General features: G+C 66.6%; 17 protein-coding genes. 5 read left to right on the forward strand and 12 right to left on the reverse strand.

What is annotated here, in order from left to right; all coding sequences use genetic code 11:
- Positions 1-10: 10 nt before the first annotated feature.
- Genes OC159_RS13040 through chvE form a run of 6 tightly spaced genes read right to left on the reverse strand, consistent with a single transcriptional unit; the run spans position 11 to position 7,484 of the window.
- Positions 11-922, reverse strand: a complete 912-nt coding sequence (locus OC159_RS13040; protein ID WP_265501613.1) for a Gfo/Idh/MocA family protein — start codon at positions 920-922, stop codon at positions 11-13.
- Entirely contained in the window at positions 922-2,664 is a 1,743-nt protein-coding gene (gene araD / locus OC159_RS13045; protein ID WP_265501614.1) for an L-arabinonate dehydratase, read from the reverse strand. The genes OC159_RS13040 and araD overlap by 1 nt, the downstream gene beginning before the upstream one ends.
- A 9-nt stretch (positions 2,665-2,673) precedes the next feature.
- Positions 2,674-3,660 (reverse strand): AraD1 family protein, encoded by a 987-nt coding sequence (gene araD1 / locus OC159_RS13050; protein WP_265501615.1) that lies wholly within the window; start codon positions 3,658-3,660, stop codon positions 2,674-2,676.
- Positions 3,661-3,662: 2 nt separating this feature from the next.
- Complete coding sequence (gene mmsB / locus OC159_RS13055) at positions 3,663-4,850, reverse strand: multiple monosaccharide ABC transporter permease (protein WP_265501616.1); 1,188 nt, start codon at positions 4,848-4,850, stop codon at positions 3,663-3,665.
- A 12-nt stretch (positions 4,851-4,862) separates the two neighbouring features.
- Positions 4,863-6,383, reverse strand: coding sequence for a multiple monosaccharide ABC transporter ATP-binding protein (mmsA, locus tag OC159_RS13060; protein WP_265501617.1), 1,521 nt, complete (start codon positions 6,381-6,383; stop codon positions 4,863-4,865).
- A 45-nt stretch (positions 6,384-6,428) separates the two neighbouring features.
- The gene (chvE, locus tag OC159_RS13065) at positions 6,429-7,484 is read right to left on the reverse strand and encodes a multiple monosaccharide ABC transporter substrate-binding protein (protein ID WP_322626729.1); all 1,056 of its coding nucleotides are present in this window, start codon (positions 7,482-7,484) and stop codon (positions 6,429-6,431) included.
- A 154-nt stretch (positions 7,485-7,638) separates the two neighbouring features.
- Between chvE and OC159_RS13070 the strand changes: the two genes are divergently transcribed.
- From OC159_RS13070 to OC159_RS13090, 5 genes are all read left to right on the forward strand, one after another.
- Positions 7,639-8,547: a LysR family transcriptional regulator gene (locus OC159_RS13070; RefSeq protein WP_265501618.1), complete on the forward strand. Its 909-nt coding sequence runs from the start codon at positions 7,639-7,641 to the stop codon at positions 8,545-8,547.
- A gap of 105 nt (positions 8,548-8,652) precedes the next feature.
- Complete coding sequence (locus tag OC159_RS13075; protein ID WP_265501619.1) at positions 8,653-9,459, forward strand: thymidylate synthase; 807 nt, start codon at positions 8,653-8,655, stop codon at positions 9,457-9,459.
- 11 nt (positions 9,460-9,470) lie between these two features.
- A complete protein-coding gene (locus OC159_RS13080) occupies positions 9,471-9,950 on the forward strand; it encodes a dihydrofolate reductase (protein ID WP_265501620.1) in 480 nt (159 codons plus the stop codon).
- Positions 9,951-10,105: 155 nt separating this feature from the next.
- Positions 10,106-10,375: a Rossmann-fold NAD(P)-binding domain-containing protein gene (locus OC159_RS13085; RefSeq protein WP_265501621.1), complete on the forward strand. Its 270-nt coding sequence runs from the start codon at positions 10,106-10,108 to the stop codon at positions 10,373-10,375.
- A 45-nt stretch (positions 10,376-10,420) separates the two neighbouring features.
- The gene (locus OC159_RS13090; RefSeq protein WP_265501622.1) at positions 10,421-10,666 is read left to right on the forward strand and encodes a Rossmann-fold NAD(P)-binding domain-containing protein; all 246 of its coding nucleotides are present in this window, start codon (positions 10,421-10,423) and stop codon (positions 10,664-10,666) included.
- A 30-nt stretch (positions 10,667-10,696) separates the two neighbouring features.
- Here the strand turns inward: OC159_RS13090 and OC159_RS13095 are convergent, their stop codons facing one another.
- Genes OC159_RS13095 through OC159_RS13120 form a run of 6 tightly spaced genes read right to left on the reverse strand, consistent with a single transcriptional unit; the run spans position 10,697 to position 17,468 of the window.
- Positions 10,697-11,428, reverse strand: a complete 732-nt coding sequence (locus tag OC159_RS13095; RefSeq protein WP_265501623.1) for a transcriptional regulator NanR — start codon at positions 11,426-11,428, stop codon at positions 10,697-10,699.
- Positions 11,429-11,457: 29 nt separating this feature from the next.
- Positions 11,458-13,233 (reverse strand): hypothetical protein, encoded by a 1,776-nt coding sequence (locus OC159_RS13100; protein ID WP_265501624.1) that lies wholly within the window; start codon positions 13,231-13,233, stop codon positions 11,458-11,460.
- A complete protein-coding gene (locus OC159_RS13105; RefSeq protein ID WP_265501625.1) occupies positions 13,230-14,240 on the reverse strand; it encodes a Gfo/Idh/MocA family protein in 1,011 nt (336 codons plus the stop codon). Before OC159_RS13105 ends, OC159_RS13100 begins: the two co-directional genes overlap by 4 nt.
- 2 nt (positions 14,241-14,242) lie before the next feature.
- Positions 14,243-15,301: an ABC transporter permease gene (locus OC159_RS13110; RefSeq protein ID WP_265501626.1), complete on the reverse strand. Its 1,059-nt coding sequence runs from the start codon at positions 15,299-15,301 to the stop codon at positions 14,243-14,245.
- Positions 15,298-16,824, reverse strand: coding sequence for a sugar ABC transporter ATP-binding protein (locus tag OC159_RS13115; protein WP_265501627.1), 1,527 nt, complete (start codon positions 16,822-16,824; stop codon positions 15,298-15,300). Before OC159_RS13115 ends, OC159_RS13110 begins: the two co-directional genes overlap by 4 nt.
- Positions 16,821-17,468 carry a DUF2291 family protein gene (locus OC159_RS13120; RefSeq protein ID WP_265501628.1) on the reverse strand — a complete coding sequence of 216 codons (648 nt, stop codon included), beginning with the start codon at positions 17,466-17,468 and terminating at the stop codon, positions 16,821-16,823. Before OC159_RS13120 ends, OC159_RS13115 begins: the two co-directional genes overlap by 4 nt.
- Positions 17,469-17,492: the final 24 nt, after the last annotated feature.

Genomic DNA, 17,492 nt, shown 5'->3' on the forward strand with positions numbered 1-17,492 from the left:
GGGGTCCCTCTCAGAATTCGAACGGCTCGACGACGTTCCGCCGCCCCAGCGTGAACGCATCGGCGACCAGCACCATCGGCGACAGGTCGGCATCCGACGCCCCGTCACGCACCAGCTGCGCCATGCGGGTGTAGAGCGCGGGGTATTCCTGCATGATGTCGTCCTGCCCCTCGACCGGCTGACCGGCGATTTCCAGCACGTTGCCGCCCATGCGCAGGGACAGGGTGCCAGCGTCGGTCTGCAGCTCGATGTCCCAGGTCTGCGGACCTTCCTGACGGAAATCCAAGTCGACCTCGATCCCCCTGCTCAGCGACATGCGGGCGGCGATGGGGGCTTGGCGATTGGCGGGCACGTCAAGCTCGGCCCCGGTCAGGTGGACAGGGGCGGGCAGGATCTCGGTCAGGATCGACAGGGCGTTGATGCCGGGATCGAAGACGCCCATGCCGCCCGCCTCGAAGATCCAGTCCTGGCCGGGATGCCACTTGCGCACGTCCTCGCGCCAGGTGATCCGGCCGCTGCGGACAGGGCGTTCCGCCAGCCACGCCTTCGCCGCCGCGACGCCGAGCGCCATCCGCGAATGCCAGGTCGCGAAGATCGTGACGCCGGACGCCCGCGCCATGTCCTGAAGGGCGTGAACCTCGGACAGGGTGGCACCCGGCGGCTTTTCCAGCATCAGGTGCCGCCCCGCCCGCAGCACGGCCTGAGCAGCGGCAAAGCGCGGCACCGGCGGCAGGCAAAGGCTGACGGCCCGCACATCGGGATGGGCGGCCAGCATGTCCTCGATGCCGGTGAAGGAGGGAACCCCCTCCACCGTCCCATGGCGCGAGACCGTGGCCGCCAGCGTCCAGTCGGAGCTGGCCTTCAGCGCAGGAACGTGCTGGTCCAGCGCGATCTTTCCGATGCCGACAAGCGCGATCTGCATCAGTGGCTGTCCTTTCCGACCGGGTTGCCCCGGCATCCCTTCAGGAAGTCCATGTCCGCCCCGGTATCCGCGCCCATGACGTGCTGCTGGTGCAGCCAAGCATAGCCGCTGGTCGGCTGGTCGGGCAGAGGCTGCCACTGCGCCAGCCGGCTGGCCAGTTCGGCATCGCTGATCGCCAGGTGCAGGCGGCGGTTCGGGACGTCCAGCTCGATGATGTCGCCGTCCTGCACCACCGCCAGCGGGCCGCCTGCCGCGGCTTCGGGCGAGGTGTGCAGGACCACGGTGCCATAGGCCGTGCCGGACATGCGGGCGTCGCTGATCCGGACCATGTCGGTGATGCCCTTGCGCAGCACCTTGGGCGGCAGGCCCATGTTGCCCACCTCGGCCATGCCGGGATAGCCCCTGGGACCGCAGTTCTTCAGGACCATGACGCAGGTTTCGTCGATGTCCAGCATCTCATCCTCGATCTTCGCCTTGTAGTCGTCGATATCCTCGAAGACGACGGCGCGGCCGCGATGGACCAGCAGGTGCGGGCTGGCGGCGGACGGCTTCAGCACCGCGCCCGACGGCGCCAGATTGCCGCGCAGCACCGCGATACCGCCCTGCGCGGTCAAGGGGTTGTCGGCGGGGCGGATCACGTCCTCGTTCCAGTTGACGACGTCCTTGACCTCGTCCCAGATAGTGGTGCCGCTGACGGTCAGGGCGTCCTTGTGCAGCTGCCCGGCCTCGGCCAGCCGCTTGATGACGACCGGCAGGCCGCCGGCATAGAAGAATTCCTCCATCAGGTATTTCCCCGAAGGCATCAGGTTCACGATGGTCGCGACGTCGCGGCCAAGCCGGTCCCAGTCGTCCAGCGTGATGTCGACGCCCACGCGCCCCGCCATGGCCAGCAGGTGGATGACCCCGTTCGTAGACCCGCCCACGGCACCGTTGACGCGAATCGCGTTTTCGAATGCTTGGCGCGTCATGATGTCGGAAGGCTTCAAGTCGTCCTTGACCATCTGCACGATGCGTCGCCCGGACAGTTGCGCCATCACCCGGCGGCGGCTGTCCACGGCGGGGATCGCGGCATTGCCCGACAGCGCCATGCCAAGCGCTTCGGCCATCGAGGCCATGGTGCTGGCCGTGCCCATCGTGTTGCAGGTCCCCGAGGACCTGGACATCGACGCCTCGGCCTCGAGGAACTCGTCCTGGGTCATCTCTCCGGCCTTCACGGCTTCCGAGAATTTCCAGAGATGTGTGCCGGAACCTACCCGTTCACCACGGAAATATCCGTTCAGCATCGGCCCGCCGGTCACGACGATCGAGGGGATGTCGCAGGATGCCGCAGCCATCATCAGGCTGGGCGTGGTCTTGTCGCAGCCGACCAGCAGGACGGCCCCGTCCATCGGCTGCCCACGGATGGTTTCCTCGATCGCCAGGGCAGCGAGGTTGCGGAACATCATCGCGGACGGGCGGAACGTGTTCTCCGATGCCGAAAAGACCGGCACCTCCACGGGAAAGCCGCCGGCCTCCCAGATACCCGCCTTCACCTTCTCGGCCAGCTCCCTCAGGTGACCGTTGCAGGGCGTCAGTTCTGACCAAGTGTTCAGGATGCCGATGATCGGCCTTCCGTCAAAGAGATCATGTGGATAGCCCTGGTTCTTCATCCACCCTCGATGATAGATCGTGTCGCGGGAGGTGCCGCCGTACCATTCCTGAGAACGCAGTTTCCGGGGCCAGGGGGCGGGGGTAAAGCTCATCGTCGGACCTTAAAGGGCTGCGACCGCGACCGGGGCCGGGTCGGCATCGTGTTGCATCAGGGGGTTCCGCAGCGGCAGGCCGAAATCGGCGCATTCGATCTGGAAGGTGTCGCCGTTCTGCGCGGTGATCCCGTCGGCGAAGGACAGGGTCGCGGTGCCGAAGAAATGCACATGCACGTCGCCCGGCTGCCGGAACAGGTCGTACTTGAAGTGATGGTGTTCCAGGTTCGCGAGGCTGTGGGACATGTTCGCTTCTCCGGACAGGAAGGGCTTTTCCCAGACCGTCTTGCCGTCGCGGATCAGGCGGCTGGTGCCCTCGACATGCGCAGGCAGGTCGCCCACCCGCATCTCGGGGCCGAAGCTGGCGGGGCGCAGCTTGGAATGCGCAAGCCACAGGTAGTTGCCGCGTTCCGTCACGTGGTCGGAAAATTCGTTGGCCAGCGCGAAGCCAAGCCGCACGGGGCGCCCGTCAGGCGCGATCAAATAGAGGCCGGCAATCTCAGGCTCTTCTCCCGCATCCTCGGCGAAGCCGGGCGAAGCGAGGGCGGCACCGGGCGCCACGGCAGCATAACCGTTGCCTTTGTAAAACCACTCGGGCTGCGCACCGACCTGCCCTGCCGCCGGCTTGCCGCCGTCCAGGCCCATGCGGAACATCTTCATGCTGTCGGTCATGTTCTCGGTCGCGCCCTGGTGCATCGCGTCACGGGTCGCGGCCGATCCCAGATGCGTCAGTCCGGTGCCGGTCAGGTGCAGATGCGCGGGATCTGGATGGTCCAGCGGCAGCAGCAGGCGCCCGTCTTGCAATGCGGCCACAAGATCGACGGCCTCGCGCTGGCCGCGGGTCTCGACCTCGGCGGCAAGGCTGCGGCCACTCTCCAGCGCGTCCAGCGCCAGATCGCGGGTCGAGGTGGCACCGGGCACCAGGTGAGCGGTTTCACCGGTGCGGGCGGCGACGGCGCGGGTGCCGTCGGGGAGGGTCAGTTGGGACAGCCACATGCTCAGGCCTCTCGGTTCTTGTTGTAGACGTCGAAGACGACGGCGGCCAGCAGCACCAGGCCCTTGATGACCTGCTGATAGTCGATGCCGATCCCCATGATCGACATTCCGTTGTTCATCACGCCCATGATGAAGGCACCGACGACGGCACCCACGATCTTGCCCACGCCCCCGGACATGGACGCCCCGCCGATGAAGACGGCGGCGATGACGTCCAGCTCGACAGCGAAGCCGGCCTTGGGGGTGGCGGTGTTCAGGCGGGCCGCGAAGATCAGCCCGGCCAGGGCCGCCAGCAGGCCCATGTTCACGAAGACCAGAAACGTCAGACGCTCGGTCCGGATGCCGGACAGCTTGGCGGCCTTGGCGTTTCCGCCGACCGCATAGACGCGGCGGCCGATGGTCGTTCGCTCGGTCAGGAAAACATAGACGACCGTCAGGATCACCATCGACAGCAGGACGTTCGGCAGTCCGCGGAACCACGCCAGCTTCCACGTCACGAACAGCAGCGCGGCGGCGACGATGGCGTTGCGCAGGATGAACAGGCCGAAGGGCTCGTCCTCGATCCCGTAGCGGGCGTTGCGGGCGCGGGTGCGCATCCCCTGCCAGACGATCAGCAGGACGGCGGCCACGCCCAACGCCAGTGCCACGCCATTGGGCCGGCCGATGCCGAAGAGGTCGGGGATGAAGCCCGTGGACAGCAGCTGGAAGCTGTTCGGGAAGGGCCCGATCGACTGGCCGGCCAGCAGCCACAGCGACAGCCCGCGAAAGACCAGCATCCCGGCCAGCGTGACGATGAACGAGGGGATCTTCCAGTAGGCGACAAAATAGCCCTGCACCGCGCCGATGGCGATGCCCGCCACAAGGCAGGCGGCACCGGCCAACCAGACCGGCAGGCCCCAGCTGACGATCATCACCGCCGCCAATGCGCCGATGAAGCCCATGACCGACCCCACCGACAGGTCGATATGGCCGCTGACGATCACCAGCAGCATGCCAAGCGCCATGATGATGATATAGCTGTTCTGCAGGAACAGGTTGGTGATGTTCACCGGCCGCAGCAGCACGCCCCCGGTCACGACCTGAAAGAAGGCCATGATCGCGATCAGCGCGAACAGCAGGCCATATTCGCGGATATGCTTGGTGATATAGTCGCCGATGCCGATGCCCGGCGCGCGTTCGGTCTGTTCCACCGGTGCCCCTTCCTATTCCCTGACGATCAGCGACATGATCGCTTCCTGGCTGGCTTGTTGGCCCTCCAGCTCTCCGACGAAGCGGCCTTCATTCATCACGTAGATCCGGTCGCACATGCCCAGCAGTTCTGGCATTTCCGAGGAGATCATGATGACGGCCTTACCTTCACGGCTGAGGTCGTTGATGATGCTGTAGATTTCGTATTTCGCGCCCACGTCGATGCCGCGCGTCGGTTCGTCCAGGATCAGCACCTCGGGGTTAGTGAACAGCCACTTGGACAGCACGACCTTCTGCTGGTTCCCGCCCGAAAGGTTCATCACCTTCTGAAAGACCGAGGGCGTGCGGATGCGCAGCGTGCGGCGGTATCCCTCGGCCACGTCGGTTTCACGCGCCTCGTCCACGACGCCGCGGGTTGCCACGGCATCGAGGTTCGCCAGCACGGTGTTGCGGCGGATGGTCTCGTCCAGGATCAGGCCCAGTGTCTTTCGGTCCTCGGTCACGTAGGCGAGGCCTGCCTTGATGGCGCGGTCCACGGTCGAAAGGTCGACCGGCTGCCCATGCATAAGGGCTTGGCCCGATATGCCGCGCCCCCAGCTTTCGCCGAAGACGCTCATCGCCAGTTCCGTCCGACCCGAACCCATCAAGCCGGCGATGCCCACGACCTCTCCTGCCCTGACGGTCATCGACAGGTCGCGGATCATCTGGCGGTCGCGGTGGTCGCGGTGCCAGACGTTCCAGTTCTTCAGCTCGAACACCACACTGCCTGCGCGACGTTCGCGTTCGGGATAGCGGTTCGCCATGTCGCGGCCGACCATGTCGCGGACGATCCGGTCCTCGGTCAGCTCGCCCGCCCGCGCATCGATGGTGCTGATCGAGGCACCGTCTCGGATCACCGTCACGTTGTCGGCCACGCGGCGGACCTCGTTCAGCTTGTGGCTGATGATGATGCTGGTCACGCCTTGGCCCTTCAGCTCCAGCAGCAGGTCCAGAAGCGCCTGACTGTCGCTTTCCGACAGCGCGGCGGTGGGTTCGTCCAGGATCAGCAGGCGCACGTTCTTGGACAGCGCCTTGGCGATCTCCACCAGCTGTTGCTGGCCGACGCCCAGGCTGTCGACCAGTTGGCCGGGCGTGGCGCGCAGGCCGACCTTGGCCAGCAGCGCCTCGGTCTGGCTGAAGGTCTGGGGCCAGTCGATGACGCCGCGGGTGGCGCGTTCGTTGCCCAGGAAGATGTTTTCCGCAATCGTCAGCTGCGGCACCAGCGCCAGTTCCTGATGGATGATGATGATGCCGCGATCCTCGCTGTCGCGGATGGTGCGGAAATCGACGACCTGGCCGTCGAAGACGATCTGCCCGTCATAGCTGCCCGTCGGATAGACGCCCGACAGCACCTTCATCAGCGTGGACTTGCCCGCGCCGTTTTCGCCGCAGATGGCGTGGATCTCGCCCTCGCGCACCTCCAGGCTGACATCGTCCAGTGCCTTGACGCCCGGAAAGGTCTTGCTGATGCGGCGCATTTCAAGAAGCGCGGTCATGGCCGATTCCTTTCGGGGGCCGCCCTTCGCGGACGGCCCGTGACCTTACTGGATCTGGTCGGCGCTGTAGTAGCCGCTGTCGACCAGCACTTCCTGCCAGTTCGACTTGTCGACCGGCACCGGCTCCAGCAGATAGGACGGCACCACCTTGACGCCGTTGTCATAGGTCTCGGTGTCGTTGATCTCGGGCTCTCCGCCCTTGAGCATCGCGTCGACCATGCCGACGGTGACGCGGGCCAGTTCGCGCGTGTCCTTGAAGACGGTCGAGTACTGTTCGTCGGCCAGGATCGACTTGACCGACTGCACCTCGGCGTCCTGGCCGGTCACGATGGGCATCTCCATGTCGCCCGAGCCATAGCCGACCCCCTTCAGCGACGACAGGATGCCGATGGACAGCCCGTCATAGGGCGACAGCACGCCATGCACCTGCTGGTCGGTGTAGTTGGCCGACAGAAGGTTATCCATCCGCGACTGCGCCACCGCGCCGTCCCACCGCAAGGTGCCGACCGTGTCCATGCCCGTCTGGCCCGACGGGACGGCGATCTTGCCCTCATCGATCAGCGGCTGGAGGACGGACATCGCGCCGTCATAGAAGAAATAGGCGTTGTTGTCGTCGGGGCTGCCGCCGAACAACTCGACATTCCACGGCTGCTGGTCGGGAAAGCGTTCCTCCAGGCCCTTCACCAGCGAATTCGCCTGCTCGACGCCGACCTTGAAATTGTCGAAGGTCGCGTAGTAGTCGACGTCCCCCGTATCGCGGATCAGCCGGTCATAGGCGATCACCTTGATGTCGGACGCGGCCGCGTTGGCCAGCGCGTTCGACAGGGTCGTGCCGTCGATGGCGGCGATCACCAGGACGTCGACGCCCTTGGTGATCATGTTCTCGACCTGGGCCAGCTGGTTGGGGATGTCATCCTCGGCATATTGCAGGTCGGTGTCGTAGCCCGCTTCCTGGAACTGTTTGACCATGTTGTTGCCGTCGTCGATCCAGCGGGCCGAGGACTTGGTCGGCATCGAGATGCCGATGGTCTCGGACATTGCGCCGGTCGCAAGCCAGGAAACGCCGATCGCAAGCGCGACGGCCGTCGATTTCAGTGTCATGTCACTCCTCCCAGGGCGGTCCTCTGCCGCCGATCCGTCGGGCGCCTCTCCCGAGGGCATGTTTTACCCTAGCAAGGCGGTGACATGATGGTAAATTGACTTAAACCGCAACCTGCATAGCGAAACCGATATGTCCTTAGGCCACTCACGGCTGATGCTGAAGCCTGCGCAGCTGCGGCTGATCCTCGAGATAGCGGAAAGTGGCCAGCTGCAGCAGGCGGCACTGACCTGCGGCCTGACCCAGCCCGCCGCGTCCCGCATGCTGGCCGAGACCGAGCGCCAACTGGGCGCCGCGCTGTTCCTGCGCCAGCCCAAGGGCATGGCCCCGACCGAGATCGGGCTGAACGTCCTGCGCCGCGGCGGCGTCATTCTACACGAGATGCAGGGCATGGCCGCGGACGTGGGCGCGCTGACCAGCGGTCTTGCCGGATCGGTCCGCGTAGGCGCGGTCACCGGCCCTGCGGTCGACTACCTGGTCGCCGCGATCCGCGAGGTCAAGCAGCACGCGCCCGAGGCGGACGTCACCGTCGACGTCATGCCTTCGCGCGAGTTGCTCAGCCACCTGACGGCCGGAGACATGGACTTCGTGCTGGCCCGCATCCTGCCCGAATTCGACAGCCGCGATTTCGTCATCCACCCCATGCGGGACGAGGAGGTGACGTTCCTTGTCAGGTCCGGGCATCCCCTTGTCGGGGCGGCCCCGGTGGAGTTCGCGGCACTGGCCGGGCAGGAATGGATCATGCAGCAGCGGGGTGCGCCGATCCGCCAGGCGACGCTGGATGCCTTTGCCACCGAGGGCCTCCCAGAGCCGCGGAACGTGGTGAACAGCCCGTCGCTGCTCTTTACCATTTCCTATCTGGCGCAAAGCGATGCCATCGCGCCCTTGTCAGCAGAGGTGGCGCAGTTGCTGACTGGTCCGCTGGTCGGCGCACGGTTCACCCGGCTGAGCATCGGACGCGGCATCCGGGTTCCGCCATACTATATGCTGAACCTGCGCCGCCGCCCTCTGTCGCCCCTCGCGCAGCGCCTGAAGAATTCGGTATTTCAGAAGATCGCGCGATAAGCGGCCGCCCGCGACGAGCCACACGATATCGGCCCGCCAGACTTCACATCGGGCTGCGCAGCCGCTAGGTGCTGTCGCGACCAGTCGGCGCAGAGGGAAAGTGGCATGCAGGAATATCTCGACGAGCTGCGGCACGTGATGGCGCATGGCGTTGCCTCGACCGACCGGACGGGGACGGGGACTTTGCGCAGCATCGGGCGGTCGATGCGCTTCGATCTGTCGCGGGGCTTTCCGCTGGTCACGACCAAGCGCGTGCACCTCAAGTCGATCATCCACGAGCTGCTGTGGTTCCTGTCCGGCGACACCAACGTCGCCTACCTGCAGCAGAACGGCGTCACTATATGGGACGAGTGGGCCGACAAGAACGGCGACCTGGGCCCCGTCTACGGCCACCAGTGGCGCCGCTTCGGCCTGGCCGCGGACGAGGCGATGCGCCCGGAAAGCGACCAGATCCTGAACCTGGTGCGGATGATCCGAGAACAGCCTGACAGCCGCCGGCTGATCGTCAGCGGCTGGAACCCGCGCGACTTGTCGCGGATGGCCCTGCCGCCCTGCCACACGCTATGGCACGTCCTGATCCTGGACGGGAAGCTGAACCTGATCCTCTATCAGCGGTCGGGCGACATGTTCCTGGGCGTGCCCTTCAACATCGCCAGCTATGCGCTGCTGATGCTGATGCTGGCGCATGTGTCGGGGTACCAGCCCGGAGAGTTCATCCACCACATCGGCGACGCGCATATCTATGCCAACCACGTGGACCAGGTGCGCGAACAGCTGACCCGGACGCCCAGGCCGCTGCCCCGGATGCGCTTTGCGCGGCAGGTGAGCGACATTCTGGACTTTCGCTACGACGACTTCGTGCTTGAGGGGTACGACCCCCATCCTGCCATCAAGGCCCCCGTCGCCGTCTGAAGGAGCTGCCGATGCTGACCCTGATCGCCGCCATGGACCGCAACCGCGCCATCGGCCGGAACAACACGATCCCCTGGCACCTGCCCGAGGACATGGCCTTCTTCAAGCGCATGACGACGGGCAACACCGTCATCATGGGCCGCAAGACCTGGGACAGCCTGCCGCGAAAGCCCCTGCCGGGGCGCGACAACGTCGTTCTGTCCCGTCAGCCCGACCCGGGGGCCGGCGTACCGTGGCTGGACATGAACGCGGCGCTGCGGCTGATCTGGGCCGATCCCGACCGGCAGGTCTTCTGCATCGGCGGGGCCGAGATCTATGACCAGATGCTGCCCCATGCCGACCGCATCCTGCTGACTCAAGTCGACGTGACGGTCGACGGTGCGGATGCATGGTTCCCCCGGCTGAACCCCGCGGACTGGGTCGAGGTCGAGCGGACACCGCTCCGCTACGAGACGCCGCGCTGCGAGATGATCGAGCTGCGCCACGCCTGACGCCGCCTCGACCGTTGCCCGGTGCACCCCGTCATCTTTCACCACAAGAAGGGAATGCGGGTCAAGGAACACGATCAACCTCCGGGTCGGGTCCGAGGGGAGGTAAGGCGGCAGCCTCTGCCGCCGCTTTGCCGCCGAGGGGCACCACGTCCGGGTTGCCGACCGCAGACAAGCTGGGTGACGTCGTGGCGGCCGCCACCCTTGAGCGCAGAAGGGTCGCGGTCGCGGTGGCGGATGCCACCGACGAGGCGCAGGTGATAGTGCTTTTCGAAATGGCCGAGGTTGTCAGCGGCCGCATCATCGACCTCGGTGCGGCCTATCTCGACTCCTGCTGGAGGCTGGCCTGTTTCGGCGGCTTCCCCTGTGCCCAAGAGGCCGTGCAACGCATGGGTGCGGCGGCGACCTCGACCGGTCGCGCAGCGTGATCTTCACAGATGGCAGCGCATCGCTGCATGGCCCGGCCAACTATGGTGCGTTCGAATCCGATTGATGGGCTGAGGAACCTTGCGACGGCTCTGGCCAAGGACGGCTCCGACGGCATCCATGTCGGCCATGTCGTCATCGACGGCGGGATCGCTGGCGACAAGGTGGACGAGGCGATTGCCGGCGGTTGCGCGTCGGAGAAGATCGGTCTTGACGGCATCGCTCAAGCATACCGGTTCCTGCACCCCCAGTCCCGGTCGGGCTGGCACCTTAAGATGGACCTGCCGACCTGACACGAGGACTGTCAGGTCAGCAACCAAACCCTAGCGGCCGTTGCGGTGGGCATAGAGCGCGTTTGAACGGTCCAGGTGCGCCTGCATCGCGGCCACGGCGCCATCGGCGTCGCGGGCCTCGATCAGGTCTACGATGTGGTCATGCTCGCTCAGCGTGATGTCCTCGTTGCCGGACCAGTGCAGCAGGACACCGTGATAACGGAACAGCCAGCGCAGCATGGCCTGACTTGTCGCCATCAGGATCGGGTTTGCCGACACCGCGGCGATGCGGCCGTGAAAGGCGATGTCCAGCGTCACGAACTCCTCGGCATCGCCGACGCAGGCGCGCTGGCGCGCGATCAGCTGGCGCAGGTCGGCCAGATCGCGGGTCGAGGCATTCTCGGCCGCGACGCGGACAAGGCCGCTTTCGAACATGCGGCGCGCCTCTTTCAGATGCTCCAGCTGGCCGGGTTCCGACGACAGCAGCATCCGCGCCACGTCGTCGACACGGCTGAGGACGCTGCCCGCGCTCAGTTCGTTCACGCGGCTGCGTTCGCCGTGGCTGATCGTGATCAACCCCATCGTGTGCATGTGCTGCAACGCCTCGCGCACGGCGGGACGGCCAACGCCGAACCGCTCCATCAGGTCGCGTTCGGACGGCATGGGCGAGCCGGGGGGCAGCTCTCCGCTGGCCATCATCTCGCGCAGACGCTCGAACACCTGGTCGGACAGCTTGCGCCGCACGATCCTGTCGGCGCCGACGGCCGGGTCATCCTTCTTCATCGCGGCTCCACCGTTTGGTCGATCAAGCCCTAGGCGCAGTCGGGGCCGGAGGCAATTCGTTCGCGCCATTCGAAGGCATCCAGCGTGCCGCCATCGGGTAACGGCGCCGAGCGGGGAAGCAGGTTCGTCACCATCGCGTAGTCCGCCAGCTCCAGCGTTGCCAAGCCGTCCCGGATGGTTGCCTGCCCGACGGTCGCACCCGCCAGGCCCGAAAGCGCGGCGACCACGGCCGCAACGGGACGCAAGCTGCCGTCATCCCTGACCAGGCCCCGCGGACCGTAGAGCGATGCAGGCGTCCAGACAGCCAGCTCCGACGGCGCCAGGGCGGTGGCCAGTCCGCAGGTCCAGGCCGCGGCAAAGGTGCCGTCCTGGCGCGGGTCTTCAGCCGCCATGGGTGTGCGCAGGCGGTCCGGGTTCGGGATCGTGCGGCTGCCATAGGGGTTCTGGCGCATGGCAATGGTCGAGGGGCCAAGCCGGTATTCCGCCGCCCCCGCGATCACCCGGCCCGAAGTCAGGATGTGCGGCACCGTCTCCAGCGTCTCGATGACCGACACGTCGTCTGCGGCATGGACGATGGGGCAGAAGCCGTGGGTCACGAAGTCCAGCATCTCGACCGGGGGTCGTTTGCGGTTCAGTTCGGGAAAGAAGCTGGCAACGCCACCGCCCAGGGGCAGGTCCGGGAAGGCCATGCGTGCGGCGGCATGGATCTGCCTCAGCGGCGGACAGGGCGGCCAGTCGGACCCCGGCGGGGTCGATTGCCGATCCACCGCCGGCGTGACCATGACGGACGCTGCCCGCAATCCGGATGCTGTCAGCGCGTCGGCATAAGCCTTGAACTCGGCCTCCAGGTCGCCGTCCGGCGGGCAGGCAGCCACAAGCTCCAGGTCGAAGACGATCTGCATCGCCTGCGCCTGCAGGGCGGCAAAGCTGCGCAGGTCGGCGGCGATGTTGCCCGCGCTGGCGTCGAGGTGGCAGAGCAACCGCTGCGGCGCGATGCGGTGCAGGTGGCTGGGGTCGCCTGCGGCTCGGACAGCGTCGGCGGCGGTGATCAGCAGGGCAGTTTGCGGAAACCGGGCGGGGCGCGGTTCTACAGGTGGTGCGGCGGGGCGCGTTGCGTCCTGATGTTGCCAGCGGATGCTGACCGCCTGCTCCAGCCGCGCACCATCGGGCAGCGCATAGGGCCACGGCAGGGCCAGCGGGCGGTTGTAGGTCTTGAAGGACGCGTCGCCCCATTGGCGCTGGTCCTCCATCTCGAAGACGTCGCCCGCGAAGCGGCAGGAGACGCGCCACGGGCCGGCCTGATGCGTCAGCGCCGCGATGTCCATGAACGGCTGCCATGGGGCGATCAGGTCGGGGAAATGGCCATTGGTCCGGCCGCCGTCCGGGTGATCGACCTGCACCGGGGCGCCCGCCACGCCGTTGATCGGATGGAGGACGGTGAACCCCGCGCGGTTCGTCAGGACCTCGCCCTTGGACACGGCGGATGCTGTCGCGTCGCAGCCGCTTGCGGTCAGCAGCAGCGTGACGTCGGCCACCAGCCGTTCACCCATGTCGAACGTGGCGCGATAGGTGACGCGAGTCCTCGGACCGGTTTCCTCGATACGCAGATCGCTGATGCGGGCAGGGACGGTGCCCCAGTCGCTGTCGCGGACCAGAAAGGCGATGCTGCGGATCGCCTCGTGCCCGTCGATGCGCAGGTGGCGCAGCTGGCCGTCCTCCAGCGTGACCTCGGCCGGGCCGCAGGTCAGGCGGCGGCCCGCGCGCGGGGGCTCGTCCGTGCCGTAAAGCGCGCGCAGGTCCGTCATGCCATTTCGATCCGGCTTCCGTCGCGGGCCGAGGCATACGCGGCCTCTACAAGTGCCAGCGTCCGAAGGTTGTCGCGCCCCGATGTTTCGGGCTCGCGCCCCTCGCGCAGGCAGTCGACGAAGTGCTGCTGGATGATCTGGACGCTTTCCTGGATGTTGTGCCAGGGCCGCTCGGCCCAGGGCAGCAGCGGCGGGGCGACGTCGCGCGCATCCTCTCCGTCACGCTGAATGATCAGGCGGTAGCCCGCGTCCAGCCGCAGCGTTCCCTTGTCGCCGTCGATCTCCAGCAGCGTCTCGGGGAAGGTCTCGGGCGTCCGGCGGGTGGCATAGGAACAGTCCACGATCGAGGTCACGCCGGATGCGTGGTCCAGCAGCATCGTCGCCACGTCCTCTCCGCGGATCGCCGGGTTGATCCGCGCGGTGCTGGCCGACAGGCGCGTCACGTCGCCGAAGAGCGCGCGGGCGATGTCCAGGATGTGGATGCCCAAGTCCTGGATGATGAAGCGTTCATCCGTGGCCAGATAGGGCTGACCCGAGAACACGTCATAGCCTGACCGGAAGCTGACGCGCCCGAAGAACGGCCGGCCGATGGCGCCGCTGCGCAAGGCGTCGATGGCGGCGCGGACGGCAGATTGCCAGCGGAAGTTCTCGTGCACCATCAGGACGCGGCCCGCATCCTGCATCGCGGTGACCATGGCGCGGGCATCGTCCATCGTCTCGGCAAAGGGTTTCTGGCAAATGGCATGGACGCCCGCCCGCGCCGCCGCCTCGACCAGCGGGCGGTGCGAGGCGACGGTCGTGGCGATGTCCACGATGTCCAGATCCTCGGCCGCCAGCATGTCGTCGGCATCGGCATAGCTGCGGGCGATGCCAAAACGTTCGGCCGTTGCCTGCCGGCGCCCCTCGTCCGGGTCGCAGACGGCGGTGACGGTAACGCCCTCGATGGACTGCCAGGCATGCATCTGGTTCTGGGCGAAAAAGCCGCAACCGATCAGGGCAACCTTCATCCTTACGCTCCTGCCTCGGCCTGCAGCGCGACGCGGGCCTGAAGTTTCTGCTGCGCCTGATCGACCACGACCGCGGCGATGATGACAAGGCCCTTGATGACCGTCTGCCAGAAGGACGACACGCCCATCATCACCAGGCCGTCCGACAGCACGCCGATCACGAAGGCGCCGACGATGGTGCCGCCGATCCGTCCCCGCCCGCCCGACATCGAGGTGCCGCCAAGCACCGCTGCGGCAATGGCGTTCAGCTCGAACGACTGGCCCGTGGCGGGGTGCGCCGCGACCAGCTGCGACGAGATGATCAGACCGACCAGCGCCGCGCACAGCCCGCTGAACATGTACACGAACATCTTGATCCAGTTGACCCGGACACCCGACAGCGCCGCACCGCGTTCGTTCCCGCCGACCGCGTAGATATAGCGACCAAGCGGCGTGCGGCGCGCGACATAGGCGGCGACCACCGCCACGGCGATCAGCATCCAGATGGAGACCGGCAGCCCCAGGAACGTCCCGGCCCCGATCAGGCGAAAGCTGTCGGAGCCGTATTCGGCATTGCCGGTCAGGTTCGGGAATGTGCGCCCGTCCGAAAACAGCATCGCCGCGCCCCGGCAGACGTAAAGCGTGCCAAGCGTCGCGATGAAAGGCGCGACATTCAGCCGCGTGATCAGAACGCCGTTGACGGCACCGATGGCGATGCCGACGACCATGACGATCAGGCATATCTCGACCGTGTTGAACTGGATCGACCAGCCGAGCCCGACGTCGATGCCGTTCAGGATCAGCCAGCCCGCGACCATCCCGCACAGCCCGACGATCGAGCCCACCGACAGGTCGATCCCGCCCGAGATGATCACGAAGGTCATCCCGATGGCCAGAAAGGCGTTCAGCGCCACGTGCTTGGACATGATCACCATGTTCGCCGTGGACAGGAAGTTCGGCGCGGCAAAGGCGAAGAAGGCAAAGACCAGGATCAGCGCGATGAAAGTCCGCGCCTTCAGCAGCACCAGCAGCGCCTGCGTGGATGACGGGCCGCTGCGGGCCGGGGTTGCGACGTCGCTCATGCGGCGGGCTCCTTTTGGTGAAGGGCATGGCCCTTGGCCGATGCGGCGACCACAAGGGTCTCGGTGGCGTCCTTGCGGTCGAACCGGCCGGTGACGCGGCCGTTCGACATGACGACGATGCGGTCCGACAGGGCCATCAGCTCCTCCAGGTCGGAGGTGACGAAGATGATCCCCAGCCCCTCGGCGGCCAGGTCGCGCATGACGCGGAACACCTCGGCCTTGGCGCCGATGTCGATGCCGCGCGACGGCTCGTCCATCAGCAGCACGCGGGGCTTGGTCATCAGGGCCTTGCCGATGACGACCTTCTGCTGGTTGCCGCCCGACAGGCTGGAGACCGGGTTTTCCATCGAGGCGATCTTGACCGTCAGGCGGCGCACGAAATCGGCCACGGTGCGACGCTCGGCGCCCAGATTCATGTGAATGCCGGTGGTGACGCGGTCCAGCGAGGAGAGGGTCATGTTCTCGCGAATCGAGAGGATCTGGACAAGACCGTCATTCTTGCGATCCTCGGGGATCAGGGCGATGCCCTGGGCGATGCGCCCCGCGACGCTGCGCGATTTCAGCGGGCGGTCCTCGACGAACATGCGGCCGGTGGCATGGGGATGGCGGCCGATGACGCATTCCAGGAACTCGGTCCGGCCGGCGCCCATCAGGCCATAGATGCCCAGGATCTCTCCGGCGCGCAGTGACAGGCTGACATGGTCGACGACCATGCCGCCCGCGCGGGGCAGGCAGACCTCCTCGGCGCGGAAGACCTCGGGGCCGAAGGGGTGGTCGGTGGCCTTGGCGTAATCCTTGCTGGCTTCTCCGATCATGCTTTCCACGATCCAGGGCAGATCAACGCCGTCCATGGTGCGGGCACCGGTGATGCGCCCGTCGCGCAGGACCGTGATGTGGTCGCCGATCCGCAGCAGTTCTTCAAGCCGGTGAGAGATATAGACGATGCCCACGCCCTGACGGCGCAGGTCGTCGATGACGCGGAACAGGATCTCGACCTCGGCGGCGGACAGGGCGCTGGTCGGTTCGTCCAGAATCAGGATGCGGGCATGCTGCGCCAGGCTTTTCGCGATCTCGACGATCTGCTGCTGGCCGACGCGCAGGTCGCCCAGCAGCGTGTCCGGGTCGATGTCCTGTTCCAGCCGCGCCATCAGCGCCCGGGTCTCGCGGCGCTGCGCGGCCATGTCGATGTCGACGCCGGCCCGGGTGCGTTCGCGGCCCATGAAAATGTTTTCCGCCACCGTCAGGTTCGGGAACAGGTTCAGCTCCTGAAACACGATGCCGATGCCGTGGCGGCGGGCGTCGTCGGGGCCGTTGAAATGGACCTCGGCGCCGTCCATCAGGATGCGGCCCTGGGTCAGCTGCTCGACGCCCGCGATGACCTTCATCATCGTGGATTTTCCAGCACCGTTCTCGCCGATCAGCACGTTGACCGCGCCCATGTGCAGGTCGAAATCGACCGACTTCAGCGCCTTGGTGCCGGGATAGACCTTGGTGCCGCCGCGGATCTGCAGGCCCACCGTCATGGCGCGACCTCTGACAGGGCAATCGGCACCACGACCCAGGGCTCGTCCACCGAGGGCAGCGTCATCGCGCCTTCGACGGTGAAGCTGCGGCCGACAAGATTGCCTTCGGGCAGGGCCAGCCGCTGGTGGGCCTGATCGTTCAGGGCACGGGCCAACTTGGCGAATTCGATCTGGTCGCGGAAGTCGGTGAAGATCAGGAAGTCCAGCGCGTCGCGCAGCGCCGTGCCGCGGATCACCGGCCCAAGCTGCACGGTCAGGTCGCCCTGCCCGTCGCCGTTGCTGTCCAGCACCATGCTGGCCGCGCGGGATTCGCGGTCGGCCTCGACCACCTGCCCCTCGGCCCGCAGGACAAAGTTCCAGGGGCTGCCTTCGGACCCAGGGCGGATGCCGTGGGCTGTCCCGGCGGTGTCCAGCCCATCGGCCAGCGCGGCCCGCAGGGTGGCGGCATCGACGACATGGTCCTGCACATAGGCCGGCAGACGCTCGTCGAAGATCTGGGCCGCCTGCAGCGCCATGCGCTGGTCGTCATCCATGGGCGCTGCGGCCGCGTCGCTTTCGGGATCGGGGTTCGGCACGATCTTGCAGCCGGGCAGCAGGGCACAGGCCAGCGCACCGGCCACAAGGGCGGTTCTTGCAGGGGTCATCCATCGCTCCTGGAAAAAGGGACC

Source organism: Paracoccus beibuensis (assembly GCF_026162625.1).
Classification (GTDB): domain Bacteria; phylum Pseudomonadota; class Alphaproteobacteria; order Rhodobacterales; family Rhodobacteraceae; genus Paracoccus; species Paracoccus beibuensis.